General features: G+C 70.9%; 24 protein-coding genes. 13 read left to right on the top strand and 11 right to left on the bottom strand.

What is annotated here, in order from left to right:
* Positions 1-119 precede the first annotated feature (119 nt).
* The 3 genes from C469_RS05700 to C469_RS05690 all read left to right on the top strand — a co-directional run bounded on the left by C469_RS05700 (position 120) and on the right by C469_RS05690 (position 1,898).
* Entirely contained in the window at positions 120-896 is a 777-nt protein-coding gene (locus tag C469_RS05700) for a cobalamin-binding protein (protein ID WP_008004650.1), read from the top strand.
* 11 nt (positions 897-907) lie between these two features.
* Complete coding sequence (locus C469_RS05695) at positions 908-1,489, top strand: DUF84 family protein (protein WP_049911071.1); 582 nt, start codon at positions 908-910, stop codon at positions 1,487-1,489.
* Positions 1,490-1,643: 154 nt separating this feature from the next.
* Complete coding sequence (locus C469_RS05690; protein ID WP_008004648.1) at positions 1,644-1,898, top strand: DUF7123 family protein; 255 nt, start codon at positions 1,644-1,646, stop codon at positions 1,896-1,898.
* 37 nt (positions 1,899-1,935) lie between these two features.
* Here the strand turns inward: C469_RS05690 and C469_RS05685 are convergent, their stop codons facing one another.
* The 4 genes from C469_RS05685 to C469_RS05670 all read right to left on the bottom strand — a co-directional run bounded on the left by C469_RS05685 (position 1,936) and on the right by C469_RS05670 (position 6,467).
* A complete protein-coding gene (locus C469_RS05685; RefSeq protein WP_008004647.1) occupies positions 1,936-2,553 on the bottom strand; it encodes a winged helix-turn-helix transcriptional regulator in 618 nt (205 codons plus the stop codon).
* A 112-nt stretch (positions 2,554-2,665) separates the two neighbouring features.
* Entirely contained in the window at positions 2,666-3,907 is a 1,242-nt protein-coding gene (locus C469_RS05680) for an SPFH domain-containing protein (RefSeq protein ID WP_008004645.1), read from the bottom strand.
* Positions 3,908-4,000: 93 nt separating this feature from the next.
* Positions 4,001-4,441, bottom strand: coding sequence for an SRPBCC family protein (locus C469_RS05675; RefSeq protein ID WP_008004644.1), 441 nt, complete (start codon positions 4,439-4,441; stop codon positions 4,001-4,003).
* A gap of 22 nt (positions 4,442-4,463) precedes the next feature.
* Positions 4,464-6,467 carry a bacterio-opsin activator domain-containing protein gene (locus C469_RS05670; RefSeq protein ID WP_008004643.1) on the bottom strand — a complete coding sequence of 668 codons (2,004 nt, stop codon included), beginning with the start codon at positions 6,465-6,467 and terminating at the stop codon, positions 4,464-4,466.
* A 111-nt stretch (positions 6,468-6,578) separates the two neighbouring features.
* Between C469_RS05670 and C469_RS05665 the strand changes: the two genes are divergently transcribed.
* On the top strand, positions 6,579-7,409 hold the full coding sequence (locus tag C469_RS05665; protein ID WP_008004642.1) for a protein sorting system archaetidylserine synthase: 831 nt from the start codon (positions 6,579-6,581) through the stop codon (positions 7,407-7,409).
* A 105-nt stretch (positions 7,410-7,514) separates the two neighbouring features.
* On the opposite strand, the gene psmB is transcribed toward C469_RS05665, so the two are convergent.
* Entirely contained in the window at positions 7,515-8,246 is a 732-nt protein-coding gene (psmB, locus tag C469_RS05660) for an archaeal proteasome endopeptidase complex subunit beta (protein WP_008004641.1), read from the bottom strand.
* 328 nt (positions 8,247-8,574) lie between these two features.
* Positions 8,575-8,748: a hypothetical protein gene (locus C469_RS17140; RefSeq protein WP_008004640.1), complete on the bottom strand. Its 174-nt coding sequence runs from the start codon at positions 8,746-8,748 to the stop codon at positions 8,575-8,577.
* Between the two features lie 331 nt (positions 8,749-9,079).
* Here C469_RS17140 and C469_RS05655 point away from each other — a divergent pair, with 331 nt between their 5' ends.
* Complete coding sequence (locus tag C469_RS05655; protein ID WP_008004639.1) at positions 9,080-9,787, top strand: uracil-DNA glycosylase family protein; 708 nt, start codon at positions 9,080-9,082, stop codon at positions 9,785-9,787.
* 350 nt (positions 9,788-10,137) lie between these two features.
* On the opposite strand, the gene C469_RS05650 is transcribed toward C469_RS05655, so the two are convergent.
* Together C469_RS05650 and C469_RS05645 are read right to left on the bottom strand one after the other, a co-directional pair.
* Positions 10,138-11,328 carry an asparagine synthase C-terminal domain-containing protein gene (locus C469_RS05650; protein WP_008004638.1) on the bottom strand — a complete coding sequence of 397 codons (1,191 nt, stop codon included), beginning with the start codon at positions 11,326-11,328 and terminating at the stop codon, positions 10,138-10,140.
* Positions 11,329-11,333: 5 nt separating this feature from the next.
* Positions 11,334-12,017, bottom strand: a complete 684-nt coding sequence (locus C469_RS05645) for a PHP domain-containing protein (protein WP_008004637.1) — start codon at positions 12,015-12,017, stop codon at positions 11,334-11,336.
* A 390-nt stretch (positions 12,018-12,407) separates the two neighbouring features.
* Here C469_RS05645 and C469_RS05640 point away from each other — a divergent pair, with 390 nt between their 5' ends.
* From C469_RS05640 to C469_RS05625, 4 genes are read left to right on the top strand one after another with little or no spacing between them, the layout of a single operon-like run.
* On the top strand, positions 12,408-15,710 hold the full coding sequence (locus C469_RS05640) for a transglutaminaseTgpA domain-containing protein (protein WP_008004636.1): 3,303 nt from the start codon (positions 12,408-12,410) through the stop codon (positions 15,708-15,710).
* A gap of 8 nt (positions 15,711-15,718) precedes the next feature.
* Complete coding sequence (locus C469_RS05635; RefSeq protein ID WP_241429985.1) at positions 15,719-16,378, top strand: DUF7269 family protein; 660 nt, start codon at positions 15,719-15,721, stop codon at positions 16,376-16,378.
* Positions 16,375-17,631 (top strand): DUF58 domain-containing protein, encoded by a 1,257-nt coding sequence (locus tag C469_RS05630; RefSeq protein WP_008004632.1) that lies wholly within the window; start codon positions 16,375-16,377, stop codon positions 17,629-17,631. Before C469_RS05635 ends, C469_RS05630 begins: the two co-directional genes overlap by 4 nt.
* The gene (locus C469_RS05625; protein WP_241429984.1) at positions 17,628-19,220 is read left to right on the top strand and encodes a hypothetical protein; all 1,593 of its coding nucleotides are present in this window, start codon (positions 17,628-17,630) and stop codon (positions 19,218-19,220) included. The genes C469_RS05630 and C469_RS05625 overlap by 4 nt, the downstream gene beginning before the upstream one ends.
* A gap of 33 nt (positions 19,221-19,253) precedes the next feature.
* On the opposite strand, the gene C469_RS05620 is transcribed toward C469_RS05625, so the two are convergent.
* From C469_RS05620 to C469_RS05610, 3 genes are all read right to left on the bottom strand, one after another.
* Positions 19,254-20,231 carry an AAA family ATPase gene (locus C469_RS05620; RefSeq protein WP_008004629.1) on the bottom strand — a complete coding sequence of 326 codons (978 nt, stop codon included), beginning with the start codon at positions 20,229-20,231 and terminating at the stop codon, positions 19,254-19,256.
* A 175-nt stretch (positions 20,232-20,406) separates the two neighbouring features.
* Complete coding sequence (locus C469_RS05615; protein ID WP_008004627.1) at positions 20,407-20,673, bottom strand: DUF7513 family protein; 267 nt, start codon at positions 20,671-20,673, stop codon at positions 20,407-20,409.
* The gene (locus C469_RS05610) at positions 20,670-22,283 is read right to left on the bottom strand and encodes a Na+/H+ antiporter NhaC family protein (RefSeq protein WP_008004626.1); all 1,614 of its coding nucleotides are present in this window, start codon (positions 22,281-22,283) and stop codon (positions 20,670-20,672) included. Before C469_RS05610 ends, C469_RS05615 begins: the two co-directional genes overlap by 4 nt.
* Before the next feature lie 378 nt (positions 22,284-22,661).
* On the opposite strand from C469_RS05610, the gene C469_RS05605 reads away from it, so the two are divergent.
* The 4 genes from C469_RS05605 to C469_RS05590 all read left to right on the top strand — a co-directional run bounded on the left by C469_RS05605 (position 22,662) and on the right by C469_RS05590 (position 25,467).
* Positions 22,662-23,132 carry a 30S ribosomal protein S15 gene (locus C469_RS05605; RefSeq protein ID WP_008004624.1) on the top strand — a complete coding sequence of 157 codons (471 nt, stop codon included), beginning with the start codon at positions 22,662-22,664 and terminating at the stop codon, positions 23,130-23,132.
* Positions 23,133-23,261: 129 nt separating this feature from the next.
* Positions 23,262-24,494, top strand: coding sequence for a hypothetical protein (locus tag C469_RS05600; protein ID WP_008004621.1), 1,233 nt, complete (start codon positions 23,262-23,264; stop codon positions 24,492-24,494).
* Positions 24,491-24,823, top strand: coding sequence for a KEOPS complex subunit Pcc1 (locus tag C469_RS05595; protein ID WP_008004619.1), 333 nt, complete (start codon positions 24,491-24,493; stop codon positions 24,821-24,823). Before C469_RS05600 ends, C469_RS05595 begins: the two co-directional genes overlap by 4 nt.
* A complete protein-coding gene (locus C469_RS05590) occupies positions 24,820-25,467 on the top strand; it encodes a 30S ribosomal protein S3ae (protein ID WP_008004616.1) in 648 nt (215 codons plus the stop codon). The genes C469_RS05595 and C469_RS05590 overlap by 4 nt, the downstream gene beginning before the upstream one ends.
* The last annotated feature ends 323 nt before the right edge of the window (positions 25,468-25,790 follow it).

Genomic DNA, 25,790 nt, shown 5'->3' with positions numbered 1-25,790 from the left:
CTCGGTGATCTACTTATTCGTGTCTGTTATCATTCACATCTCGGGAGATTACCGTGTTTGTTTGGGTGCCGGTGTCACCGATCGAAACCCTTGGCATAGTCGCTTCCCAAGGGTTTCGCATGTCTGAACAGCGCCTCGTCTCGCTGGCGCCGAGCGCGACGGCGACCGTGGCCGCCCTCGGCGCCGCCGAGGCCCTCGTCGGCGTCACGCACCACTGCGATCCCCCCGCGGACGCGGGCGCCGCGCACGACGCGGGGTCGCCCGCTCCCGTCGGCGGGTGGCTGAACCCCAACCTCGGTCGCGTCGCCGACCTCGACCCCGACGCCGTCCTCACCAGCGACGGGCTCCAGAGCGACCTCGCGGACGACTGCCGCGCGCGCGGACTCCCGGTCCGGCACCGCGAGCCCGCGACCCTCGACGAGGCGATCGCGACCTTCGCCGCCCGCGGCGCCGACGTGGGGCGACCCGAGGCCGGCGAGCGTCTCGCCGCCGCCGCCCGAGAGCGCCTCGACCGAGTTGCCGACGCGGTCGCGGACCGATCCCGACCGACCGTCTACTGCGAGGAGTGGTCGGACCCGCCGATGGCCGCCGGCAACTGGGTCCCCGACGCCGTGCGCGCCGCCGGCGGTCGGTACCCCTTCGTCGACCCGGGCGAGCGCTCCCGCGAGGTCGACCTCGCGAGCGTCGAGGCGGCCGACCCCGACCACGTCGTCGTCCACGTCTGCGGGCACGGCGACCGGATCGATCCCGCGACCGTGGAGGGACGCGACTGGGCCGTCGACGCGCCCGTCCACGTGATCGACGACTCCCTCTTGAACCAGCCGAGCCCCGCCCTGATCGACGGCGTCGAGCGGCTGGCAGGCCTGCTCCATCCCGACATCGAGAGATATTCGTAAGCGGTCGCCCGATCACGACCATGCGAGTCGGCGTCGGCAGCGGCAACCCGGTGAAGCGACGCGCGGTCGAACGGGCGCTCGGTATCGCGGGGGAGTCGGACTCCGAACCGGGCCTCCTCGACGGGCTCTCCGAAAGCCCGGAGGCAGTCGCGGTCGAGGCCGTCCCCGTCCCCTCCGGCGTGAGCGAACAGCCGACCGGCCACGCCGAGACGATCGCGGGCGCCGAGAACCGGGCCGCGGCCGTCCTCGACGCGGAGCCTGACGCGTGCGACCTCGCGGTCGGCATCGAAGGGGGCGTCGCCGGATTCGACGGCGCGAACGGGCTCTTTCTCGTCATGTGGGCCGCCGTCGCCGACGGGTCGCGGGTCGGCCGCGGCGCGGGCCCGAGCCTCGAACTCCCCGGCCCCGTCGCCGCTCGGATCGAGGACGGCGAGGAGCTCGGTCCCGTGATGGACGACGTCCTCGACACGAACGGGGTCGCGAGACGCGGCGGCGCCGCGGGCGCGCTCACGAACGGCCGCGTCGACCGCGCCGACGCCCTCGCGACCGCGGTCGCCGGCGCGTTCGGTCCGTTCGTCTCCGATCTGTACTGACCCCAACCGCGGTCGCCTCCGTCGTTCGAGGATCGTACCGAAACGCGGCGCTCGTTCCCCCGCTGTGGTCCCTCTATCGAGAGAAATCGCATGACTGCGACGTGTTAATCCGGTTTACCAACCGCCTTATGGGGGGAGACGACCTGTGTCGGGTATGAGCACGGTCCAATCCGACGCGGTCGCCGTCGAGTCCGCCGGCCTCTCGTCGAAACAGGCGCGCATCCTGCGGTACCTCCGCGAGAACGCCGGCGAGCAGACCTACTTCAAGTCGCGGCTGATCGCCGACGATCTCGACCTCTCGGCGAAGGAGGTCGGCGCGAACATGGGCGCCGTCGCCGACGCGGCCGCCGACCTCGACGTCGAAAAGTGGGGCTACTCGTCGGGGACGACGTGGATGGTCGTGGCCTGAAGGCGCGCGGCGTACGACCCGAACACGAGCGGGCCGTTCACGGGTCGTACGCGACCAGCGACGCCGCGTCGTCCGCGAAGGCGACGGCGTCGGCGTCGAAGGAGTCGGCGTATCGGACGGCGAGCGTGAGCAGCCGCTCGGGCTCGGTCAGCGCGTAGCCGTCGGTCCGGTCGAGGAGCCCCGCCGCTTCGAGGTCGGCCGCGGCGGTGCTTACCGTCGGTCGAGAGACGCCGAGCTCCGCGGCCAGCTCCGCCCCGGTCGCCGTCGGGTCGCGCAACAGCGCGAGGATCATCCCGCGGGGCGTGTCGCGCCGGAGGTACCCGAGCGCGCGCTTGTCAAGGTCGTCGAACCTGCCGGCGGGGAAGTAGCGGCGGTAGTCGGCGTCCTTCGCCGACTCGACCTCGCCCGCCTCCTCCAGCTTCCGGAGGTGGTACTGCGCCTCGCCGGTCCCGAGCCGGAGGTCGTCGCGGAGCTTCGAGAAGTGAGCGCCGGGGGTCGTCGGCACGTACCCGCGGATGGCCTCGCGGGTCTCGTTCGCGTCGGCCTCGTCGTCTCCGGACTCGGCGCTCGCGGTCCCGACGAACGGCGCGGCGGCTCCGATGGCGGCGAACCGCCGGAGCGTCTCGCGTTTCCGTCCGTCGATTCCGTCTGTCACGGCGCGTGTTAGTCGTCGCCCCGACAAAAGCACTTCGTTCGGCGGTACTGGACGGTCTCGCGCGCCCGGCGGCGATTACGCCATCGTCACCGACGGCGTCGACGAGGCCTGGTCAGCTCTCGCGTTCGGTCTCCACGTCGCCGTCGACGGCCTCCTCGTCCATCTCCTGGATGACTTCGTCGGCCGACTTGATGTCCGCGCCGGCGCCGCCCGCCTTGACCGCCTCCGCCTCCTTCTCCAGTTCCTCGACGTTCATCTCCGCGGACTCCTCGATCTGACCGAGGATCTCGTCGATGTCGTCGAGCCCGAGCATCTTCCGAGTGTCGTCGTCGAACTCCTGTCCCTCCAGTCCCTCCATGTCCTGCACGTCGGAGCCGGAGAGCGCCTTGCCGTAGCGGCCGACGAGGCTGGTGAGCTCCTGCGGGAGGACGAACGTGGTGGACTCGCCTTTCCCGATCTCCTCTAAGGTCTCCATGCCGCGCTCGATGATGGCGCGCTCGCCCATCGACTCGGCNTCCTGCGGGAGGACGAACGTGGTGGACTCGCCTTTCCCGATCTCCTCTAAGGTCTCCATGCCGCGCTCGATGATGGCGCGCTCGCCCATCGACTCGGCCGAGCGGGCGCGGAGGACGGTCGAGATGGCGTCACCCTGCGCTTCGAGGATCTGGCTCTGTTTCTCCCCCTGCGCGCGGATGATGTTCGACTGCTTGTCACCCTCGGCCTGCTCGACCGCGGAGCGACGTTCCCCCTGCGCTTCGAGGATCATCGCGCGCCGGCGGCGCTCGGCGGAGGTCTGCTGCTCCATCGCCTGTTGAACGTCCTTCGAGGGGTTGACCTCGCGGACCTCGACGCTCTCGACGCGGATCCCCCATTCGTCTGTGGGTTCGTCCAGCTCCTTGCGGATCTTCGCGTTGATCTCCTGGCGCTTGTTCAGCGTGTCGTCGAGCTCCATGTCGCCGAGGACAGCGCGGAGGGTCGTCTGCGCGAGGTTCGAGACGGCCTTCTTGTAGTCGTCCACTTCGAGGAAGGCCTTCTTCGCGTCCATCACCTTGATGTAGACGACCGCGTCCGCCGTCACCGGCGAGTTGTCCCGCGTGATCGCTTCCTGGCGAGGAACGTCCAGTGTCTGGGTCCGCATGTCGAACGGGTACGTGCGGGAGACGAACGGCGGGATGAGGTTGATACCCGGCTCGAGCAGCTTCCGGTACTCGCCGAACACCGTGAGCGTCTTCTTCTCGTAGGCGTCGACGATCTCGAACGACTGCCAGAGCGTGACGACCACGAGCAGTAAGAAGAGCAGCCCGACGCTCACGAGGCCGAAGCCGAAACCGAATTGGAGGGTCATCGGATCCATGCCTCGAAGTTAGGCCAACCCGTTCTTAATACTTCGCCCGAATGACGGCTCGTTCCGCCGGTTCCGGCGCGGGTCGCGAACCCCCGCCACCTGTCAGTCGGCGCCGTCTGCGAACCGCTCCGCGACGGCGTCGAGCGTGGCCCGGACCTGCCGCTCGTTGAACCGGCGGACGACCGGCTCGCCGAGGACGGTCAGGGCGTTCTCCGGGAGGTCGTATTTCGCCGCGTAGGTCAGTCTCGTCCCGCCGTCCGCGGGCTCGAACGTCAGGTCGATCGTCCCCGTCAGCCGGCCGCGGAGCTCGAAGGTCATCCGTTCGTTCGGCTCGTGGACCGTCTGGACGATCTCGCCGTCGATCCCGAGGCCGGCCATCCGGTAGGTGTACGCCAGTCGCTTCCCGCCGTTCGAGAGCCGCTCGACGTCTCTGACGTCTTCGAGTCGGGGCGTGACGGCGGCGTGGTTGCGCGGGTCGTCGAGGAAGGCGAACACCGACTCGACGTCGGCGTCTATCTCGGCGGTATCGCGTGCGGTGAACATGGCTATCGAGCTGATCTGCGCCTCAGTTCCGCGACCGCGGGTGGACGTACGCCTCGACGAGCTTCCGCTCGGCCGCCCGCAGGTGCTGGTGGAAGGTCTGTCTGGTGATCCCCATCTGCTCGGCGATCTCCGAGCCGTCGACCGGGCGGGGCCACTCGAAGTACCCGTTCAGCTCCGCGGTCCGAAGCGCCGCCCGCTGTCTGTCGGTGAGTCGGTCGTCCACGGCGGCCGCGAACTCCGTCAGGCTCCGGTCCCGGTTCTCGCGCTCGGACCGCGACCGGAGCGTCACGCCCTCGTACTCCGCCCGGAACACGTCGAGCACCTGTCTCACGTCCTGTTCGGGCCGCGTTTCGAGCGTCACGTCCGCGCCCTCGGGACGGGCGCTGACCGCCACCACGACGACCCCGTACTCGGCGAGCCGCGTCAGCGGCGGCGCCTCCGTCAGCGTGACCGCCGCGGTGAGATGCTCGTCGTCGGACGAAACGGAGCGGACCTCCTCGACGAAGGGGAGGCCGTCGATCGCGTCGACGCCCGCCGCGGGCGAGTCGACGTGGACGTACAGCTCGCAGGCGTCGTCGTCGAGCCGTGTCGTGCCGAGGTGCTCGACGGTTCCGTCCACGGCGGCCGCGATCCGCGAGAGCGAGAACGAGGGGTCGTCGATCTCGACGTGGAGCTCGACGACGCGGTCCGTGGTGAGGATCCGAGTCGTTTCGACCGAGTGGAGCCCGTTCGCGATCATCTTCCCGACGGACTCGCACACCCGCCGCTCGCGGCGGCCGAGCGGGTCCTCCTCGTCGCCGTAGATCCCGAGCAGCCCGTACTGGTGGTCCCCGTACGTGATCGGCGCGACGACCAGCCGGTGGCCGCCGACCGCGTCGGGGGCGAGCCGCGCGTCGGCCCCGTTCCCCGCGGCGCACTCCGTCGCCTCGTCGGTCTCAGCCGCCTGCGGAACCGCCGACGGAACGTCGTCGAGCGGAATCGAGGTCCCCGGCTCGACCGGGACGCCGCTCGCGGCGGTGACGTCGAGCCGGCCGGTCGCCGGCGAGACCTCGGCGATCCAGCCGCCGGCGTACCCCTGCTCGGCGGCGATCTCCTCGCAGACGCGCTCGGCGATCGACTCGGCGTCTTCGCTCTCAACGAGGATCCGCGTGATCTCGCTGAGGAGCCCGTTCACCCGACCGAGAACCCGGTCGAGCGCCTGTCGCTCGCTCGCGAGCTTCTCGGCGCGCTCCTCGGCGAGCCGCTCCGCGTTCTTCCGGTCGGTCACGTCGTTCTGAAACCCGACGTAGTGGGCGAGATCGCCGTCGCCGTCGTACACCGGCGCCACCGTGAGCTCGTTCCAGAACGGCGTCCCGTCGCGGCGGTAGTTGCGGATCTCGACGGTTATCTCCTCGTTTTCCGCGACCGCCTCCGCGATCCGCTCGACGGTTTCCGGGTCCGTCCCCGGCCCCTGAAGGAACCGCGGGTTCCGGCCGAGCGCCTCCTCGATCGGATACCCGGTGTGTTCGATCCAGGCCTCGTTGGCGTACACCAGGGGGTAGTCGGAGAGATCCGGGTCGCTGATGCTGATGCCGACCGGCGCCTCGGCCACCGCCCGCTTCACCTCCGTCGCGGACGGCTCGCGGCCCGAGATGTCCTGTCGCGCGCCGGGCGGCGGGCCCTCGGTACAGCGGGCCGACACGTCCGACACCAGCCGCTCGATCGAGCCGGTACCGTTCCGACGGCGGACCTCCGCGGCGCCGCGTTCGAGGGCGCCGGCCGCGCGAGCCCCGTCGTCGTCCGCGGTGAACAGCACGACCGGGACCTCGAGGTCCGCGTCCGCTACCGCCTCCGCCAGCGAGACGCCGTCGTCGCCCGGGAGGGCGTACTCGCTCACGACGCAGTCGTACGCCGCCGTGGTCGCCTCGGCGACCGCCGCGGTCGCGGTGTGGGCTGTCGTCACGTCGAACCCGGCCGCGTCGAACGCGGATTCGATCGGGCCGATTCCGTCCTCCGGATGAACTAAGAGGGTTCGAGGGGACGACATACCTCCTGTTAGTCGTCTGTGGGATTAAGCGTGGTGTCGGTGGACCCGTTCCGAGGACGCGCCGTTCCGGAGATAACAAACCCTAAAACCCGGCTCGGCGACCGATCCCGTATGCATTTGCGGTTCGTCAGGCGGCTCGGGCTCGCGGACGCGGTGACGGTGGCGAACGCGGCGGTCGGCTTCCTCGCGGTCGTCGCCGCCACCGTCGACGCTCGGCTCGCTGCCCGCCTCATCCTGCTCGCCGCGGTCGCGGACGGGCTCGACGGCGTCGTGGCGCGCCACCGCGGCTCGACCGACGCGGGGCCGTACCTCGACTCGCTGGCGGACGTGGCGTCGTTCGGCGTCGCGCCCGCCGCGCTCGTGGCGTTCCTCCTCCTCGACGCGCGAACGTTCGCGGACGACCCGGTCTTCGTCGCCGCCGGCCTCGGCGTCGCGGCCCTGTTCGTCTCGATGGCGGTCGCCCGGCTCGGGATGTACACGGCGTACGACGCCGACGAGCGCGAGACGGTCGGCGTGCCGACGACGCTCGCAGCCACGGTGCTCGCCGCGGCCGTCATCGCCGGCTACACCGCCCCCCTGCTGCTCGTCGCGGCGACCGCCGCGTTCGCTCTGCTGATGGGGTCGACGGTCACGTACCCCGACCTCCACGCGCAGGACGCGCTCGTGATGGGCGTCGTGCAGGCGGCCGTAATCGTCACCCCGCTCGGCCACGCGGCCACGTCCCTCCTCCCGGCGTGGATCGGCGAGGGGTTCGCCTTCGCGCTGCTGTTCCTCGCCGTCGGCTACCTCGCCCTCGGACCGCGGTTCTACTGGGGCGACGGGATCCGGTCGCCGAACGACGTGGAGGGCCCGGCGGACACGGCCGGCGCGGTGGACACGACCGGCGCGGCGGACACGACCGACGCGGCGGACGCCGACGCCGTCGAAGACCGCGGCGCCTGAGGCGTCGGAACCGAAGGGCCGTCGCTCGGCGCTGCGGAACGTTCGAACCAACGAAAAAGCATCGACAGAAGGGGAATCGGCGTCGGTCGCGACCGGCGACCGCGTCTACAGCAGGTCGTCGAACTCCTTGTACCGGGTGATGTCGACGCCATCGTCGGTGACGACGGCGACGTTGATCCCGTTGCCGGACGCGAGGTCGCGCTCGACGGCGGACTGGATCGCCTTCGCGGCGATCTCGGTCGCTTCGTCGACGGTGACCTCGTCGTGGTACTCCTGTTCGAGCACACCGAGGGCGTACTGCGAGCCGGAGCCGGTGACGGTGTACTCCTCCTCGGTCGTACCGCCGAGGGCGTCGATGGAGTAGATGTGGGCGCCCTCGTCGTCGACGCCGCCGAGGATCGGCTGGACGATGTAGAACGCGCCGGAGCGGAGGAGGTTCCCGGTGAGCGTCGACAGCGCCTCCATGGACATGTCCTTGCCGCGGCGGGTCTCGTAGAGGCTCGTCTCGGCTTTCAGCGTCGAGATGAGGTTCTGGGCGGCGGAGACTGAGCCGGCGATGGTCAGCGCGCCGCGGGGGTGGACCTCCTCGACCTTCTGGACGTCCTTCGAGGAGACCATGCCGCCGAGGGAGGCGCGCATGTCGGTCGCCATCACGACGCCGTCGGCGGTCTTGATGCCGACGGTTGTGGTGCCGGTCTTCATCTCGCCCTCGCCGTCGGCCTGCGCCGCGCGGCGTTCGCTGTGTTCGAACTCGCCTATCTCCGGTCCGAAGACGGGCTGGTCGCGGCCCAACTCATCGGCCGGCCCGTCGGAGAGGTCGCCTGTCGGTGTTCGCATTACGCCTCCGTTGGCCCGGCGCGCTGATAAAGGCAACCCTTCGGGGACCGACCGCCGGTTCCGACGGGTCTATTGGTCGCGGACCTCCCTCGACACCGCTTATAAATGAGCCGGCGCCCGAACCGACGCCGGACCGGTGTTCTCGCCTCCGCCCCGACGGCCCTTCGAACTCACACGAGCCGGTCGTCAGGGCCCTGTCTCGTCTTCTCGTCTTCTCGTCTTCTTGCGGTGGCGCGTGCCTGCGAGCGCCTCGATAAGGACTCTTGAGGAGGGGGCGTTCCTGAGAACGGGACACTCTCGAAAACGGACGGTCACGACGACGGCGCGTTCACTCCTCGGTGGCCTCGTACACCTCGCCGGTGGTCTCGACGAGCCGGCCGATGGGGACGTTGATACCGAGTTGCTTGCGGGCGAAGACGGCCACCGGGAACAGCGAGATCCCGACGGCGACGGTCGCCTGGTGCAGCCCGAAGAGGGCCGCCGTGCGGATGCGGTCGAACATGGGTCTTCGAGCGACCGGTGCGGAGGTGTATATAAATACTTTTCGGGAGCGAGTTCGAACGGACCTCGACGCAGTCATGCGTTTTTCGGTTATAACTTATTTTTCATTAACTATTCTCGCCGTGTCGCTGATCCCGGGATATCGACGGCGGGGCGAACGCGGCTCGTTTCCATAACTTATGAGAATCCACCGTGGCTCGTGCGCTTCGCGTTGGGCCGTCGTCGAGCCCCGTGCGCCTCGTTGTCGGGCTTCACGGCGCTCCGGGCGTCCTCGACGCACCGACCGTCGCGGACCGAACGGGATATAACCGGTCCGTCGCCTATCACGCGGCGTGCAGAACGTCACGGACAGGACGCGGAACCCGTTCGGGATGCGCCCGGACTGCGAGTCGTTCGTCCCCGGTTACGGCGACGCCAACGCCGACTTCCACGTGATCGGCGACCACCCCGGGGTCCACGGCGGCGTCGACGCCGGCGTCCCGTTCACCGGTGAGCCGTGGTCGGCCGCGTTCCTCTCCGCACTGGCCGAGGGCGGCCTTATCGCGGGGTTCGACGAGGGACCGGTACCGGATGACCGCCCGGCGGGCGACGACTCGGCGGACGACGACTCGGCGGGCAACGCCGAGACCGTCGACCCGATCGCCGTCGATCGGACCTTCCTCTCGTTCCTCCACATGTGCGTTCCCGACGGCGTCCCGGACGAGGCGTCGTACGACGACATGGAGCGGTTCTTCGACGCGGAGCTCCGAGCGATCGCCGCTCACGTCCTCCTCCCGGTCGGCGCCCGCGCGACCGACCACGTCCTCCGGCAGTACACCGCGCGGGCGCACAAGACCGAGATCGACATGGACGCGCTCCACGCCGAGGAGCTGCTCGGCTCCGGGTGGCTCGTCCTCCCGATCAAAGACCCCGCCGAGTGGACCGACGGCGACGGCGACCGGCTCGCCGCGGCGCTCCGCGAGCTCCGATCGACGGACTTCCGCCGCGAGAGCGACCTCGGCCGCTTCATCGCCGGCAGCGACCCGTACCTCGTTAGGTGAGGCACCGCGCGCTGCGAGGCCCGGGCCGCATCGCCCGTCGCGGCGGTCCGCACCGTTCGCCCCCTCGCCTCCCGACCCGGTCACCGGTCGGATGGATGGGCGGTTCCGCCGCGTCTGTGCGGTTCCGATCAGATCGTTCGGGTCGAATCCCCGAGATTTGTGGCCGAACGTCATTCATTCGCGGGTCGCTGTTGTCATATTTGTCACTACTCCCTGAATTTTATATCGGTCCCCGTTATCCGTCAGTAGACGCCCGATCGATCGGGCGTCGGCCGTAGGACTGGTACTCCATACGGCGGCTTGGTCAGAATCGGCCCTCACGGGCCGTTTTTCGCGACGCTCGGTCCCCGCTATGTTGTCGCCAGCAGCGCGTCGAGATACTGCCCGACGTGGTCGTCCATGCGCCGCTTGAACCCCGCTCGCCGCGCGAGCCGGTCGAGCTCCCGGGAGACGTACGTCCCGTACTGGACCGCCTTCTTGTCGGCCGTCCGGACCGACTCCGGCACCCGACCGGTCGCCGCCCGCCGGAGCGCGACCTTGCGCTCGCCGTCGCTCGCGAGCAGTTCGCCCGGCAGCGCGAGCGCGGCCGCGACGATCCGGTCGTCGAGCAGGGGCGCGATCGGCTCGACCCCGGCGGCGCGGAGCGCGAGCACGTCGCGTTCGAGCTGGTCCGGGAGCGTTCGGACGGTCTCGGTCCGCGCGCCCCGCACCGTCTCCGCCGCCACGCGGTCGTCGCCGACGGGGTCGGCCACCTTGCTGTAGCCCCCGAACAGCTCGTCGGCGCCCTGCCCCACCGCGAGCCGGCGGACGCCGTCGGCCGCGGCCGCCTCCGCCGCGAGGTACAGCGGGACCGCGATCGCGACGTCCATCGGATTTCGGCGGCCGGTCGCCGCGGCGACCTCGCGGACCGCGCGCACGAGGTCGTCGTGTGTGACCTTGACCACGCGGAGGTCGAGTTCCATCGCCGCGGCGGCCTCGCGGGCGGCCGCGACGTCGTGACACCCCTCGAAGCCGGCGACGTAACACGGGGCGTCCGGGACCGCGGCGGCGACGACCCCGGAGTCGACGCCGCCGGAGAAGGCGACCGCGAGGTCGCTCTCGCTCGTCTCCGTTTCGAGACCGCCGAGCGCGGCGTCGAGCGCCTCGTCGACCGCGGCTTGTCCGGACTCCGGATCGACCGGCCCGTCGTCCGGGAGCGACCAGACGCGCTCGGTCCCCGCGCTCGAGGCGATCGCGCCGGCCGGGACGGGTTCCGGGTCGTCGAGGTCGGTCCGGTCGAAGCTCCACGCGTCCGGATTGGTGGGGTCGCCTCCGGATGCCGAGTTCCCGCCAGACGACGAATCGGCGGCACCGCGCTCGACGAACAGCGGCTGGCGGCCGAGCACGTCCCGGACGAGGACCGGTCCCTCGCGGTTCGGCGGCTCGCGGAGCAGTCCGGCGAACCCGCGCCCGCCGGGGAAGGGGTCTCCGGCGCGGAGGGCGTCGCGGACGCGCTCGGGCGGCGCGCCGCGCAGGTCGGGGGAAGAGCGAGGGGCCGACATCGCGATCAGCGGAGCGCGTTCAGCGCCCGGAGCGCGCGGCGCTTGGCGCCGCCGCCGAACTGCCGGAGCGAGACGCGCCACGGGGTCCGTTTCCCGACGACGCTGGTCCGGCCGTCGGCGATGCCGTCGAGGATCGCCCCGGCCGAGCGCTCGTCGGCGCCGACCTCGGTCACGGCCTGTCCGACCATCTCCGAGATGTGCGCGTCGCTGCCGGCAGTCATCGGGAGCCGGTTCCGGATCGCGAACTTCTCGGCCTGCCGGTTCGAGCGCCCGGTGAACAGCCGGGAGTTGTACACCTCGAGGGCGTCGGCGCTCGCCAGCTGCTCGTCGGTGATGTGGGCGGCGACGCCGTGGCGGGACTTCTGGAAGGGGTGGGGAACGACCGCGATCCCGCCCTGGTCGCGGATCCGATCGAGCGTCTCGTCGTAGGGGAGTCCGCTCTCGACGCGCTCGCCGATGCCGAACGCGAGGATATGGCCCGCCGCGCTCGTCACCTCCATGCCGACGATGCCGACGAGCCCGTAGTCGGGGGCCTTCTCGGCCGCCTCGATGCTGGCGTCGATCTCGTCGTGGTCCGTGACGGCGAGCGCGTCGAGCCCGACTCCGGCCGCCTGCTCCAAGAGGAGGTCGACCGGGTCGCGCCCGTCGTAGGACAGCGCGGAGTGCGCGTGTAGCTCCACCGATAGCACGGACGGCAGTTGGAGGGTAGCGGTAAAAAGCAACCCGGTACGAGGCGTGTGGGCCGTCACGCACAGACACCCGCCGAGACGCGGGATCCGGTCTCAGGAGTCGCGGGTCTGGTTGCCTCGGAGCAGCGCACGGCCGTCCCCCGTCTACCGCGCCCGCTGAAAAATCACATTTCTGATACGTGGGCGAACACTTCGTCATCGGTAACGGTACTCGGTCACGGTGTTCGCTCCGTCGCTCCGTGAGGAGGGGAGTAGTCTGTAACAGTTATATATCGCGGAGAATGACAGTCATCTAATCCGAACTGTATCGATGGTAGTCACACCCACAATCCCCGAAGCGGCGACAGCACGCGACGACACTCCTGCGTTCGACGCGACGGTCGATTCCCGATGAGTTCGCGCGTCGCGGCGGTGATGATCGCCGCGCTCTGCCTCACGTCGGTCGCGCTGGCCGCGCCGCTGATCCAACCGGACCTGGGGAGTCCGACGGAGTCCGCGACGGGCGGGGGCTCCGGCGTCGCGGAGTCGATCGAATCCACGCTCGACGAGGCCGAGGGAGACGAGCCGCCCGGGGACCGACCCGATGGCGGCGAGGGAGGGGAGGACGGCGGTCCGTTCGACGGCGAGCGCTTCGACGCGGACGACGCCGAGCGGCTCGGCTCCGACGCGGACCCGTACACGCCGGGCGGCGCGGAGGGCGCGACGGAGTCGGGCGGCGCGGACGGCGCGAACGCGCCGGGCGACGACACGGGCATGCTCCGGTACGGCGCCCTCAAAACGCCGTACTGGCGCGCCGCCACGTACGACACCTACACGGGAACCGGCTGGGAGCGGTCGACGAGCGCGTCGGCGTACGACCCGCCGTACGAGCACGACGGCGCCGCGGACCGACGGCGATACCGCGTCACCGCCGAGACGCCGATGAGCATCGTTCCGGCCCCCTACCAGCCGGTCGCCGTCGGGGGGCTCGACGACGTCGTCGTGTACGGCGACAGCTCCTTCGATCGGACCGCTCGAATGGACGCGGGCACGGAGTTCACCGTCACCAGCGACGTTCCCGAGTGGAGCTACGAGGAGCTCGAGCGCGCCGGCGACGACTACGACCCCGACGTCGTCGAGCGGTACGGCACGCCGCGCGAGGAGACGCCGGATCGGGTCCACGAGCTGACCGACGAGATCGTCGCCGGACAGTCGACCCCCTACGGGAAGGCCGTCGCGATCGACCACTGGCTCAAAAACGAGCGCGGGTACTCGCTTGACACCCCCGAGCCGGGCGACGACGTCGTCGACGAGTTCCTCTTCGAGATGGAGTCGGGGTACTGCGTGTACTTCGCGGCGTCGATGACGGAGATGCTGCGCACGCAGGGCATCCCCGCGCGCTACGCGACGGGATACGCTCGCGCATCGATCGAGGACGGCGTCGAGGAGGTCACCGCTGACCGGGCCCACGCCTGGGTCGAGGTGTACATCGACGGCGTCGGCTGGGTGACCTTGGACCCGACGCCGCCCGAACGCGAGGACGTGCGCGCGAACGACGGCGACGCGACGGCCACGGACGACGCCGTCGAGGCGAACGCGCGGTACGCCGTCGGGACGAATCTCCTGTCCACCGAGGACGGAGACGACGACTGGGAGACCGTCGACGCCGACGTCGAACTGCTCTCCGACCCCACCCCCGGTACGGAGGGAACGGTTCGCGTCACGCGGGGCGGGTCCCCGCTGGTCGACCACCGCGTCAGCTACAACGGCGACGTGGTCGGACGGACCGACGCGGACGGCAACGCCACCGGAACGCTGCCGTACGCGGAGAACCTCGAGGTGACCGTCGAGGAGTACACCGCGCCCGGCGATCCGAGCGAGGACGAAACCGAAGACAGCGCGGACGACGACGGCGAGGATACCGAGGACGCCGACGGAGAGGAGAGCGATGGGGAAGAGGCCGACGGCGAAGAAGGCGAGGGAATGGAGGGTGACGGAGAGGAGAGCGACGGCGAAGAAGGTGAGGAAACGGAAGGCGACGGCGTGTTCGACGACAGCGGGAACACCATCGGGAGTACGAATTCGCCGGACCAGGTGGAGATCGGCGGCCCGATCTCCGAGCTCCCGACGGGGACGGTGTTCACCGTTCGCCACGGCGAGGGTGGAGACGACGCCTCGTCCGTTGAGACGACGGAGCGCGTGTTCGCCTCGGGGGCGTCCGCCGGACTCGTTCGGCTCGAGCAGTCGGATCCGGACGCCGGTATCTCGCTGAACACCGCCATCGACGTGACGTTCGCGGAGACGCCCCTGCATCCGGGTGACGAGGTCGACGTGACGGCGACCATCGACGGGTCGCCGGTCCCGAACGCGACTGTGACCGCCGGAGAGACGGAGACGACGACCGACGGAAACGGGGTCGCGACGGTTCCCGTTCCGTACGCCGAGGAGGTTCGCATCGAGGTCGAACGCGGCGACGCGAGCGGCGAGGCAACCGCACCGGTCGCGACCGACGCCGCCATCACCGCACTGAACGAGCCGGCGGTCGGTGGGGATCTGGCCGTCGAGGTCCTCGTCGACGACCGTCCCGTCGAGGGGCTGGACGTACTCGTCGACGAGGCGGCCGTCGCGGAGACCGACGGCAACGGCACGGCGACGGTCCCGGTCGGCTACGAGGAGACGGTCGACGTGGCGGCGACGCGCGGAGCGGTGCGCGGCGCCGACACGTTCGACGTGAACACGGACCTCGACGTGGCGACCGGCGGGCTTCCGCTCCCGGGCCGGTCGGTGACGCTCACGGCGACCGCCGGCGGCGAGCCCGTCGAGGACGCCACCGTCACGACCGGCGCGGGCGAGACGACGACGGACGCGAACGGAACCGCGGCGGTCGCCGTCCCGGTAGTCCCGCAGTCCGAGTTGGGATACGTCGTCGAACGCGGCGACGCCGCCGCGGACGGTGCGATCGGGCTCGTCCGCGTCTGGGCCGCCATCGCCGGTCTCGCGCTCGGTACCGCGGGGGCCGCGGCTCGATGGACTGACCCCCGGTCCGCGGGACGACAGGCGACCGGTATCCTCCGTGTCGCGGTCGAGCGGCTTTCGCGGGTTCCGCGCCGGACCGTCTCCGCGGTCATCCGCGCAGCGGTGTGGATAGGGGCGCTGCTCGCCCGCGGCGGACGCGGCACGGCGTCGACCGTCCGATCGATGCTCGCCGCGCTCGCGTCCGCCGCTCATCGAGCGGCCGTCGATCTGCCGCGGTTCCTGGCGGCCACGGCCGCCGGCCTCGCGACGCGCGCTCGCGGAGTCGCGAGACGCGTCGCCGCGTTCGCGCGGTGGCTCGCGGTCGGTCCCCGGACGTGGTGGCGGCGCCTCCGTCGCGTCGGAGGGTCGGAACCCGACGAAGCCGGCTCCGCCCGTTCGGCCGCTGGGACACCCGCTGTGGACGGTGCGGAGGGAGAGGAACCGCGGATCGACCCGCGAGTCGTCGTGACACGCGCGTGGAACTGGCTGGTCGGCGTCGTGCGGCCCGGCGGCTCGATGACGCCCCGCGAGATCGCCGACCGCGCGACCGCGCTCGGGCTCCCCCAAGGACACGTCGACCGCGTGCTGGAGGCGTTCAGGTCGCTCCGCTACGCCCACCGCGAGCCCTCCCAAGACGACGCCGAGACGGTGGCCGACGCCGAGCACTCGCTCCGGTCGGCGCGGGGTGGTGACGAGTGATCCGAGCCGTGAGCGCCGCCCTCGGGGCCCTCGTGCTCGCCGCCGCCGGCGTGCTCGCGCTCGCGCCCGGCGTGCTTCCCCCGGAGGTCCTCGACCCCGTAACGGCCGTCGACGTCGCCGATATCGCCGAGACGGGTCTGCTCGCGGCCGCCGCCGTCGCGCTCCTGTTGGGCGCTCTCGGTCGCGTGTCGATTCGAGCGCTACCGCGCGACCCGGTGTCGGTTGCTCCCCGTGACGAGAGCGATCGCACGGTGCCGATATCGGGGGTCGACTTCGACGCGGCCGTCGCCGAGCACGACCTCTACCGCCGGGGTGCGACCGTCCCCGAGCCCGCGTCCGAGCCGGGACTCACGGAGACGCTCGCGGCGACGCTGGCACGCCTCGAAGGCTGTTCGGAGGCCGACGCTCGCGAGCTCCTCGAATCGGGCGCGTGGACCGACGACCGCGACGCCGCCCTGCTGTTCGCGACGGCTCCCGACTCCACGGCCGCCGAGCGGTTCCGCGCGTGGCTTCGCCCGGAGGCGACGTTCGAGCGTCGCGTGCGTGCGGCCACCGGCGAGCTGGAGCGGCTCTCCCGCGAACTACACGGCGTCGGGAACGCGGAACGCGAACGGGACGGTGGGGAGGCCGACGCCGCGTCCACCGACCGGGAGGTGGAGGCGCGATGACCGACGAGTGGCTCGTCGAGACGAGTCGACGAACGGAGGGGATCGCGGTCGTCGGGCTGTTCGCGGTGGCGGTCGGTGCGGCGACCGGGACCGGCGCGACGCTCCTGCTCGCGGTGCCGCTGGTCGGCTTCGCGCTGTACGATCGGCTGACGACGTTGAACCCGCCGGAGCTGGCCTGCGAGCGCGCGCTGGAGACGGAACGCCCGCTTCCCGGCAGGAAGGTGACGGTCACGCTCACGGTCAGCAACGAGGGCGAACGAAACGTCCCCGACCTTCGAGTTGTCGACGGCGTCCCCGGGCCGCTCGCCGTCGTCGACGGCTCCCCGCGGGCCGGACTCTCGCTCGCGCCCGGCGAGTCGGCCTCGTTCGAGTACGCGGTTCGGACGCGGCGCGGGTCCTTCGAGTTCGAACCCGCGACGCTCATCGCACGGAACCTGAGCGGATCGCGACGCGCTCGCCGCACCGACGCGGTCGAGACGACGATTGACTGCCGGGTCCATCCCGAGACGTACGCGCTCGACGACCGGGCGAGCCTCGTTTCGGGGATGCTCGACACCACGCGGGGCGGCGCCGGCGTCGAGTTCCACTCGACGCGCGAGTACCACTCGACGGACCCGGCGAACCGTATCGACTGGCGCCGACTCGCTCGAAGCGGAGACCTCACGACCGTAACCTACCGCGAGTCGAGGGCCGCGACGGTTCAGCTCGTGGTGGACCGCGGTCCGGGCACGGACGTGTCGTACGCCGCCGACGGCCTCACGCACGCCGAGTACGCGACCTACGCCGCCGAGATGGTGGCCGAGATGCTGCTCGGATCCCACCACCGCGTCGGCCTGACAACGCTCGGGGATACTCGGAACGCCATCCGGCCGTCGACCGGCGACGAGCATCGGCTCTCGCTTCGGCGGCTGTTCGAGGGCCTCGACGGGGCCGGCGCGGATCGCCCGGATCCGACCGCGACCGCCGACGAGCTCGCGGACATGCCGCCGAACCACACGCAGTTCACGCTCATCTCGCCGGTCGCGGACGACGAGTTCGTCGAGCTCGCGACGCGACTCCGAGCACACGGGAAGAGCGTCGTCGTCCTCTCGCCGCGACAGCCCCGCGCCGAAACGGACGGACAGCGGATCCTGCTCGCTGACCGGGCGCTCCGCCTCGACGACTTGCGACGAAACGGCGTGACGGTGTTCGACTGGGACACGGCGGAGCCGCTTCGGATCGCGCTGGAACACCGATTCGGGGGCGCGGTATGAGGTCGGGACGCCACCCGACCCGGGCGATGACCGCTCTCGGCGTCGGCGTCGGGTCGCTCGCCGTCCTGCTTCCGCTTGCGCTGATCGCCCCGGTCGTGGCGGGTGCCGCGACGTTCGCCGCCGCGGTCGGCGTCGGACTGCTCGCCGCAGGCACCGTCTCAGCGCGGCTCACCCACCTCGCCTATCTCGCGACCGCTCCGCTTGTCGGTGTCGGCATCGCCGTGGCGACCGCCGGTCACGTTGACGTCGCGGCCGTGGCCGCGGATCCCCTCGCGGCTCGGCGCACGCCACTCGCCGCCGGCGCGGTCGCCGGGCTCACGGGCACCGTCGCGCTGTCGCTCCTGTTCGGAAGCGCGACGCGAACCGTAACCACCGCGAACGTCCGCGCCGCGCTGGTCGGGTCGCTTCGCGCGGCCGCGCTGTTCGCGACGGCGTCGGGGATCCTCTTCGCGGTGTCCCAACTGATCGGCGAAACCGATCTCGGCGTCGTGTTCGACCGGATCGTCGCCGACGCGGCCGCCGCCGACCAGAGCCTGACGAGTTTCGCGGCGCTGCTCGCGTGGGTCCTGGTGACGGCGCTCGCCGTCAGCCTCCTCCGTGGCGCCGGGCGACTGGCCACGACGCCGCTGGAGTCGGTCGACGCGCGGGACGCCGCCGAACTCGCAGAGGACCCCGAAACCGACCTCGAGACCGAATCGACCGGGAACGACGACCGACTCTCGACCGCGGTCTCGGCGTCGGCGATCGGCCTGCTCGTCCTGAGCTTCCTGCAGCTGATCGGTGGCAAGCTTGACCCGGCCGAACAGGACCCTCTGCTCGCCGATCTGCTCGTGGCGAGCGACGCGTTCGGCGAGGCCGTGACCACGGAAACGGCGCTGATCGCGCTGCTCGCCGTGATGGGCGCACTGGTCGCGGCCCGACTCGCCGTCGCCTTCGCCGAGTGGGCTCGACGGCGGCACGACCGGACCGAGCGCGTTCTCGGACCGACGGTCTCGTCCGCCGGCATCGTCGCCGCGGTCGCGTTGGGGGTTCAGGCCGGCGTCCCGGCGTATCGCCCGGCGGTCGAGGCCGAGCTGCTGGCGGCGGCGGTGTCGCCGTTGCTCGTCCGCGAACTGGTCGGAGCGCTCCCAGCGCTCCTCCTCGGCGGCGTGGCCGTCCTCGCCGCCGTCACCGCCGCGTCGCTCGCGTTGGTGCGGGTCTATACGGGGTCGATCGCCGGGGGACCGGGGGACTGGCTCGTCTACCGAAACCTCGTGTTCCTGTCGAGCGCGGTATCGATCGTCGCCGCGACCGTGTACGGCGTCATGCCGCTCGCGGGGTTCGTCGCGATGGCGGCGGCGCTGCTGGCCCGGGACTTCCTGGAGTACGGCTACACGCTGGCGGTCGAGCTCCGAACCCGCGCGGTTCAGCCGCCGGAGATCGCTCACGTCGTCGCCAGCGCGGGCGTCGGCGTCGTGCTCGTCGGCCTCACGCTGGGCGTTCACCACGCCGGACGCTCGTTTAGCCCGCCGTCCGCGACCTCGTTCCTCGCCGTCCCGCTGCTCGTCCTCGCCGCGGCGCTGCTGCTGCTCTACTTCAACTCGGAGTAGCGGGACCGCCGGGAGTCGCGGGCCGCCGGAGCGCTACGCCTCGGGAGCGCTCGCGTCGCGCGGCACGTCGACGGTGTCGAGCACGTCTTGGATGACGGCGCGCTCGGCGACCCGGTTCACGCGTGCCTCCGTCGACAACACCAGCCGGTGGGCGAGCGTCGGTTCGGCCACCCGCTTGATGTCGTCCGGGACGAGGTAGTCGCGTCCGCGGAAGGCGGCCGCCGCCCGCGACGCCTCCAGCAGGCGCTGCGTGCCGCGCGGGGAGACGCCGGTGTCGACGCGTTCGTCCTCCCGGGTCGCCCGCGAGAGGTCGACGACGTAGTCGACGAGGTCGTCGTCGACCGACACCGCCTCCGGAGCGGTCCGCAGCGCCGCGGCCGTCTCCCGGTCGATCGTCTGCGTGACGCTCGGGGCGGAGGCGTACCGGTCGAGCCGGCGGAACAGCAGCTCGCGCTCGCCGTCACGGTCCGGATAGCCGATGGCGGACTTGACGAGGAAGCGGTCGAGCTGCGCCTCCGGCAGCTCGAAGGTCCCCTCCTGTTCGACCGGGTTCTGGGTCGCGATCACGAAGAAGGGCGTCGGCAGATCGTAGGTGGTCCCGTCGACGGTCACCTGACGCTCCTGCATCGCCTCCAGCAGCGCCGACTGCGTCTTCGGCGGCGCGCGGTTGATCTCGTCGGCCAACAGGACGTTGGCGAACACCGGCCCCTTGCGGAACTCGAAGCTCCCGTCGTGGTCGTTGTAGACGTTACTGCCCGTGATGTCCGCCGGAAGGAGGTCCGGCGTGAACTGGATCCGGCTGAAGCTCAGCCCCATCGCCGTCGCGATGCTCTCCGCGGTGATCGTCTTTCCCGTCCCCGGAACGTCCTCCAGTAGGACGTGGCCGTCCGCGAGGACCGCGGTCAACACCGTCTCCAAGAACCGCTCGTCGAGGACGATCGCCGACTCGATCTCCTCGGCGAGCGCCGACACGTGGTCGGCGACGCGCTCCGGCGCGATCCGGTTCGTCATACGCGTTCCTCCTCGGCGGGGGCATCCATGTTCGTACCCACCTTCAGTCGGATTGTTGATGTATGTTCCGTCTGACCGCGCGGTTCCGCTCCGACGACCCCGTCTCGATGTCAGTGCCCGGAGCGCCGTGAACGACCAGATCGGCGACACCAAAAAACGGAGTCGCGCGGGCCGATCAGAACGCGCTCTCGCCGACCGTCTCGCGGTACGTTCCGGTCCCGCGGTGGCCAGCGTCGTCCCACGCGTCGACCGCGACCAGCACGCGGGTGTTCACCGCGTCGGCCGGCGCGTCCTCGATCCGGAGCGTCGAGTCGCCGATCCGGGCGACGGCCTCGCCGCCCTCCGTCCCGGTCACCATCACCTCGATCACGTCGCCGGGCTCGTAATCGGGCGTCGACCCTCGGAACGCCAGCCCGGCGAAGAACTTGTCGAAGCGGCTCATGCGCGCGACACCTCCTCTGAGGTCCGGTCGGGGATGTACTCCCGCCCGAACCCGGTGATCGCGGCGATCAGGAAGACGATCACGAGGAACCAGCCGTGGAACACGTACGGCACGACCTCGATCGGATTGACCACCATCTCGGGACCGTACTGCTCGCCGAGCCCGTCGGGACCGACCATCACCTGGTACCCCACCAACACGCCGCCGGCCCACGGGAAGATGTACCCGAGCGCCGACGTGTTGGCGTCCAGGATGTTCGCGCGCCGGTAGCCGTTGATGTTGAACTTCTCGCCGATCCGCGCGATGTACGGCGCGATCGCGATCTCCGCGGCGGTGTTGATCGTGATCATCCCGTTGATCGTCGCCGTGCCGAGGACCATCGTCAACTCGGCGCGCCGGACGTTCGTCGCGACGGAGTTGAGCAGGAACTCCTGGATCGCCGCGAAGCCGCCGCCGCGGATCATGATCTGCGCCATCGACACGATCAAAAGCGTCAGCACGATGAGCGGGAAGAACCCGGTCGCGCCCGAGTAGAGGCTCCCGCCGACGCTCGCGGTCTCACCGACCGCGACGAACGGCAGCGCGGTGAACGCCCCGGCCTCGCTCACGGTGAAGACGAGGATGTCGCTCACCGCGGAGAGGCCGAACGCGAGGTTGAACGCGACGGCGACGATGAGCCCCCACGAGATCGCCTCGACGATGTGGCGCCCGGCGACCGCGGTCACGATCACGACGCCCATCGAGATCAGGTGAACGAGTCCGAGCGCGGTCGCCGTCTCGCGGAGCGCGGCCGACCCCTCGAGGCTCGCGCCCGACAGGACCGATCCCATGATCAGGTACGCGATAAACGCGGGGATCGCCGCCGCGATGGCGTATTTGAACCGCGAGGCGACGACGCCGCCGATGTCGGCGTCCTGCGTCACCGCGCTCACGATCGTCGTGTCGCTGACGGGCGCGAGGTTGTCGCCGAACACGGCGCCCGATAAGATTGCGGCGAACAGCAGCACCGGGTTCGCCCCGATCAGCACGCCGGCCGGGAAAAAGAGGGTCACGAACGCGATGGTGGCGCCGTATCCCGTCCCGATTCCGGTCGCGAGCAGGCCACAGAGGACGAACGCGGCCGCCGGGAACGTCGCCGCGCCGACGTTCAACGCGTCGGCCGCGAAGATGAGTCCCTCGACGAACCCGCCGACCTGCAGCGTGTCGGCAAACATTCCGGCCCACAGCCAGGCGACGATCGCCGTCGCGGCGACCCGCTGGGTCATCCCCTCGAAGATCGTGTCGGCGTACGCCTTCCAGTCGCCGCGGGCGAAGAACATCCCGAGGATCGTCCCGATCAGCGCCCCGATCACCAGCCCGTTCGTGTCGCCGATGCCGAGGACGCCGCTCTGGAAGATGGCCCAGACGATGAAGAAGGCGAGGGGGATCGTGCTCGCCCACTTCCCGCCGTAGAAGCTGATCCGCGGCTCGGAGTCGGTCTCCCCGGCGCCGAGCCCACCGTCGGTCGCGAGCTCGTCACCCCGGCCGCCCCGACAGCCGTCGGGCGCAGCGCCGTCTGGTGGTTCGTCGCCTGTCCGATCGATCGGATCGCCGTCGGATTCGTCGATCATGTGTCTTTCCCACACGCTCGGTCATCGACGACCTACGTAAACCCTCGTGTCCTCCTGCGGTCAGCGCTCCGTCTCTTCTCCCGCCTGCGTCACCGAGTTCATCCCGCCGCGCTCGCCAGCGCAGCCCACAAGAACACGCTTAAGAACCCCGACGCCGACCCTCGACATGGGAACAGCACAGCTGCAGATCCGACGCGCCGGGGTCTTTTCGCCCGCGGCTTGGGAATGTAGCAGTGCGCCGACGCCTCCGGCGTCGCGGTCGGACCGTCCGCTCGCGCGGATCGTCCGGTCGGACAGCTCGATCCGCGAGCCGTCCGTCAGCCGCGTCGCGCGGAGTCGCGGTCACGTTGCGGTTGTGCCGTTCCAACCAGATACACAATGGCACGAATGCACACGCGCCGTCGCGGTTCGTCCGGTTCGGACAAGCCGGCGACGGACGAGAACCCGGAGTGGAGCGACGTCGACGCCGAGGACATCGAGTCCCGCGTCGTCGAACTGGCGGAGCAGGGCCACGACCCCAGCGTCATCGGACTCAAGCTCCGTGACGAGGGCGTCAAGGGCGTTCCGGTGCCCGACGTGAAGCTGGCCACCGGCAAGAAGCTCACCGAGATCCTCGAGGAGCACGACGCGGAGCCGGAGTTCCCCGAGGACCTCTACAACCTGATGCGCCAGGCCGTCCGCCTGCGCGAGCACATGGCGGAGAACGGACAGGACCACCAGAACAAGCGCGCGCTCCAGAACACGGAGTCGAAGATCCGCCGCCTCGCGAACTACTACCGCGGCGACGAGATCGACGAGGAGTTCACGTACACCCACGAGTACGCCGCCGAACTCCTCGACGACGAGTAACGACACCGAGAACGACTCCGACGGGTAGCGACTCCGACGAGTAACCGACGCGACGCGTCGATTCACGACGCATCGACCCACGACCGCTGCACGACGCATCGACCCACGACCCACGACCGCACCCACCCAATGACCGAAGCGACATCCGCCACGCCCGCCCCCGACGCGCTCGCCGACGTCCTCGCGGACGCGCCGTTCGTTCGGCTCGTCGCGACCGACGACGGCGACGCGGTCGCAGCCGCAGGGCTGCTCGCGCGGGCGCTCCGGGCGGTCGGCACGCCGTTCCAGGTCCGCGTGTCCCGCGATCCGGTCCCCGACGCCGGCGACGACGCCGTCGCGGTGAGTATCGGCGCGGACCGCGGCCCGCACGCGATCAGCGGAACGGGGCGCCCGGCGAGCGCGGACGCGTTCGCGATAGCGCGCGCGCTCGGCGTCGATCCCGATCCGATCGTTACGCTCGCCGGCGTCGTCGCGGCCGGCTCCGTGCCCGGCACGGACGGCTCCGGCGACGCGCTGGAGGCGGCCGAGCGCTCGGACCGCGTCCGCCGACGGCCAGGCGTCGCGCTTCCGACCGCCGACCTGGGCGACGGGCTCGCGGCCTCGACGCTCGTCCGGACGCCGTACTCCGGCGACGCCGAGGCTGCGCGCGCCGCGCTCGCGACCATTGGGCTCCCCGCCGACCTCGACGACGACGCCCACCGACGCCTCGCGTCGCTGGTCGCCGTCGACGTCGCGGACGCCGAGGGCGCGAGTACGCGGGCCGCCTCGGCGGTCGAGCGCGCGCTCCGGCCGTACGAAACGGTCGGGGACGCGGCCCCGTTCGAGACGGTCGGCGGCTACGCCGACGCGCTCGACGCGCTCGCCCGCGAGGCCCCCGGAACGGGGGTCGCGCTGGCGCTCGCCGCCGACCCGAGCGACGGGCTTCGGACCGCCGCGCTCGACGCGTGGCGGACCCACGGGCTCGCCGCGCACCGCGCGCTCGACGCCGCGACGATCGGCCGGTACGACGGCTGCGTCGTCGCGCGGGTCGACCTCGCGGGGGACGGCTCCGAAGACGGAGGCGGCTCCGAGAACGGCGACGCCGAGCGCGACGCGACCGCCGTCCTCCCGACGATCGCCCGGCTCGTCCGGGACTTCCGGTCGCCGGAGCCGGTGGCCGTCGCGGTCGACGAGTCGACCGGTCGGCTTGCCGCGGCTGCCACCGAACCCCTCGGGCTCGGCGACGCCTGCCGGTCGGTCGCGACCGAGTTCGACGGCGACGGCTGGGGGACCGCCGACCGCGGCGGGATCGCGGTCACAGAGAGCGAAGCGACCGACGGCGACATCACGAGCGCGCTCGCCGCGCTCAGGGAGGCGTTATGAGCGAGAAATCCGCCCGAGGCGGGGAGCCCGCTCGGAGCGAGGCGTCGACCCGGACGGCGACCGTCCGGACGACCCACGCCGACGCCGGCCTCGTCGCCGCCGCGCTCGCCCCAGATGAGACCGACTCGATGACCACCCGCATCGACGGCGACGCGATCGAGTGTGTCGTCGAGCGGCCGACGACCGGCGGGCTGCGGTCGACCGTGGACGATCACGTCGTGAACCTACGCGTCGCGGACCGACTCGTCGAGCGCGCGAGGGACCACCTCGCGGCCGACGACGGAGGGCGCCGCTCCGACACCAACGGCGACACCGACACCAACACATGAGCGAACGATCCGTATCCAAGAGCAGAGAACAGAAGCGCTGGTACACCGTGCTGGCGCCCGAACAGTTCGACCGGCAGGAGCTCGGCGAGACGCTCGCCGAGGAGCCCGACCAGGTCGTCGGCCGCACGATCACGACGACGCTGGGCGAGCTGACCGGCGACTCCGGCGCGAACAACACGAAGCTCACGTTCAAGATCACCGACGTGGGCAGCGACACGGCCTACACCGAGTTCATCAAGTACGAGCTCACGCGGGACTACCTGCGCTCGCTCGTCCGCCGCGGCGCCTCGAAGGTCGAGGCGTCGATCACGGTGCTGACGACGGACGACTACCGCATCCGCGTCCAGCCCGTCGCGCTGACGACGAAGAAGGCCGACCGCTCGCAGGAGAAGGCCATCCGCCGCGTCATGATCGACAAGGTCCACGCGGCCGCCGAGGAGCGCACCTTCGAAGCGTTCGTCGACGCCATCGTCGACGGGAACCTCTCGTCGGCCATCTACGGCGAGGCGAAGCTGATCTACCCGCTCCGCCGCGTCGAGGTCCAGAAGCTGACGCTCGAGGCGCGGCCGTCCGAGGTCGCCGCCGAAGAGGAGACCGCCGTCGACGTCGACGCCGACGAAGTCGCGGTCGACGCCGACGAGTAACGCCTCGCCGAGCGCCCCCGCAGTTTTCCCGTTTATCAGTCGCGTAGCGGCGGCGCCGATGTGAATTCCCGTGAGCGAGAGCAGAGGAGACGATTCCGTTTATAAATAGATCGTAATAAGACGGTGCGACCCCGGTGGCGCGCGCCTCCGAGTGGCCGCCTCTGGCGGCCGCGAGGAGCACGCGCGAGGGAGTCAGTCGCCGCAGCGGAGCGGAGGCGACTGACGAGGCTGGGGAGGCGTGAGGTGCTGTGCGGTTGCGGACGGGTGGGACTCAAAGGGGCAGTCGGTGAGGCGGGCGCAGGGGACGCAAGGACCACAGGGAG

Origin of the sequence: Halorubrum lipolyticum DSM 21995 (assembly GCF_000337375.1) — an archaeon.
GTDB lineage: Archaea > Halobacteriota > Halobacteria > Halobacteriales > Haloferacaceae > Halorubrum > Halorubrum lipolyticum.
The sequence above is the reverse complement of the archived record's forward strand: the minus strand, read 5'-3'. Positions and strand labels throughout refer to the sequence as shown.

Excerpts from the sequence above, each read along its gene's own strand:
- C469_RS05665 (WP_008004642.1), top strand. The coding sequence starts at position 6,579 with ATGCATTTGCGGTTCGTCAGGCGGCTCGGGCTCGCGGACGCGGTGACG.
- C469_RS05610 (WP_008004626.1), bottom strand. The coding sequence starts at position 22,283 with ATGATCGACGAATCCGACGGCGATCCGATCGATCGGACAGGCGACGAA.
- C469_RS05605 (WP_008004624.1), top strand. The coding sequence starts at position 22,662 with ATGGCACGAATGCACACGCGCCGTCGCGGTTCGTCCGGTTCGGACAAG.
- C469_RS05620 (WP_008004629.1), bottom strand. The coding sequence starts at position 20,231 with ATGACGAACCGGATCGCGCCGGAGCGCGTCGCCGACCACGTGTCGGCG.
- C469_RS05640 (WP_008004636.1), top strand. The coding sequence starts at position 12,408 with ATGAGTTCGCGCGTCGCGGCGGTGATGATCGCCGCGCTCTGCCTCACG.
- C469_RS05615 (WP_008004627.1), bottom strand. The coding sequence starts at position 20,673 with ATGAGCCGCTTCGACAAGTTCTTCGCCGGGCTGGCGTTCCGAGGGTCG.
- C469_RS05590 (WP_008004616.1), top strand. The coding sequence starts at position 24,820 with ATGAGCGAACGATCCGTATCCAAGAGCAGAGAACAGAAGCGCTGGTAC.
- C469_RS17140 (WP_008004640.1), bottom strand. The coding sequence starts at position 8,748 with ATGTTCGACCGCATCCGCACGGCGGCCCTCTTCGGGCTGCACCAGGCG.
- C469_RS05675 (WP_008004644.1), bottom strand. The coding sequence starts at position 4,441 with ATGTTCACCGCACGCGATACCGCCGAGATAGACGCCGACGTCGAGTCG.
- C469_RS05600 (WP_008004621.1), top strand. The coding sequence starts at position 23,262 with ATGACCGAAGCGACATCCGCCACGCCCGCCCCCGACGCGCTCGCCGAC.
- psmB (WP_008004641.1), bottom strand. The coding sequence starts at position 8,246 with ATGCGAACACCGACAGGCGACCTCTCCGACGGGCCGGCCGATGAGTTG.
- C469_RS05595 (WP_008004619.1), top strand. The coding sequence starts at position 24,491 with ATGAGCGAGAAATCCGCCCGAGGCGGGGAGCCCGCTCGGAGCGAGGCG.
- C469_RS05625 (WP_241429984.1), top strand. The coding sequence starts at position 17,628 with ATGAGGTCGGGACGCCACCCGACCCGGGCGATGACCGCTCTCGGCGTC.
- C469_RS05690 (WP_008004648.1), top strand. The coding sequence starts at position 1,644 with ATGAGCACGGTCCAATCCGACGCGGTCGCCGTCGAGTCCGCCGGCCTC.
- C469_RS05630 (WP_008004632.1), top strand. The coding sequence starts at position 16,375 with ATGACCGACGAGTGGCTCGTCGAGACGAGTCGACGAACGGAGGGGATC.
- C469_RS05650 (WP_008004638.1), bottom strand. The coding sequence starts at position 11,328 with ATGTCGGCCCCTCGCTCTTCCCCCGACCTGCGCGGCGCGCCGCCCGAG.
- C469_RS05670 (WP_008004643.1), bottom strand. The coding sequence starts at position 6,467 with ATGTCGTCCCCTCGAACCCTCTTAGTTCATCCGGAGGACGGAATCGGC.
- C469_RS05700 (WP_008004650.1), top strand. The coding sequence starts at position 120 with ATGTCTGAACAGCGCCTCGTCTCGCTGGCGCCGAGCGCGACGGCGACC.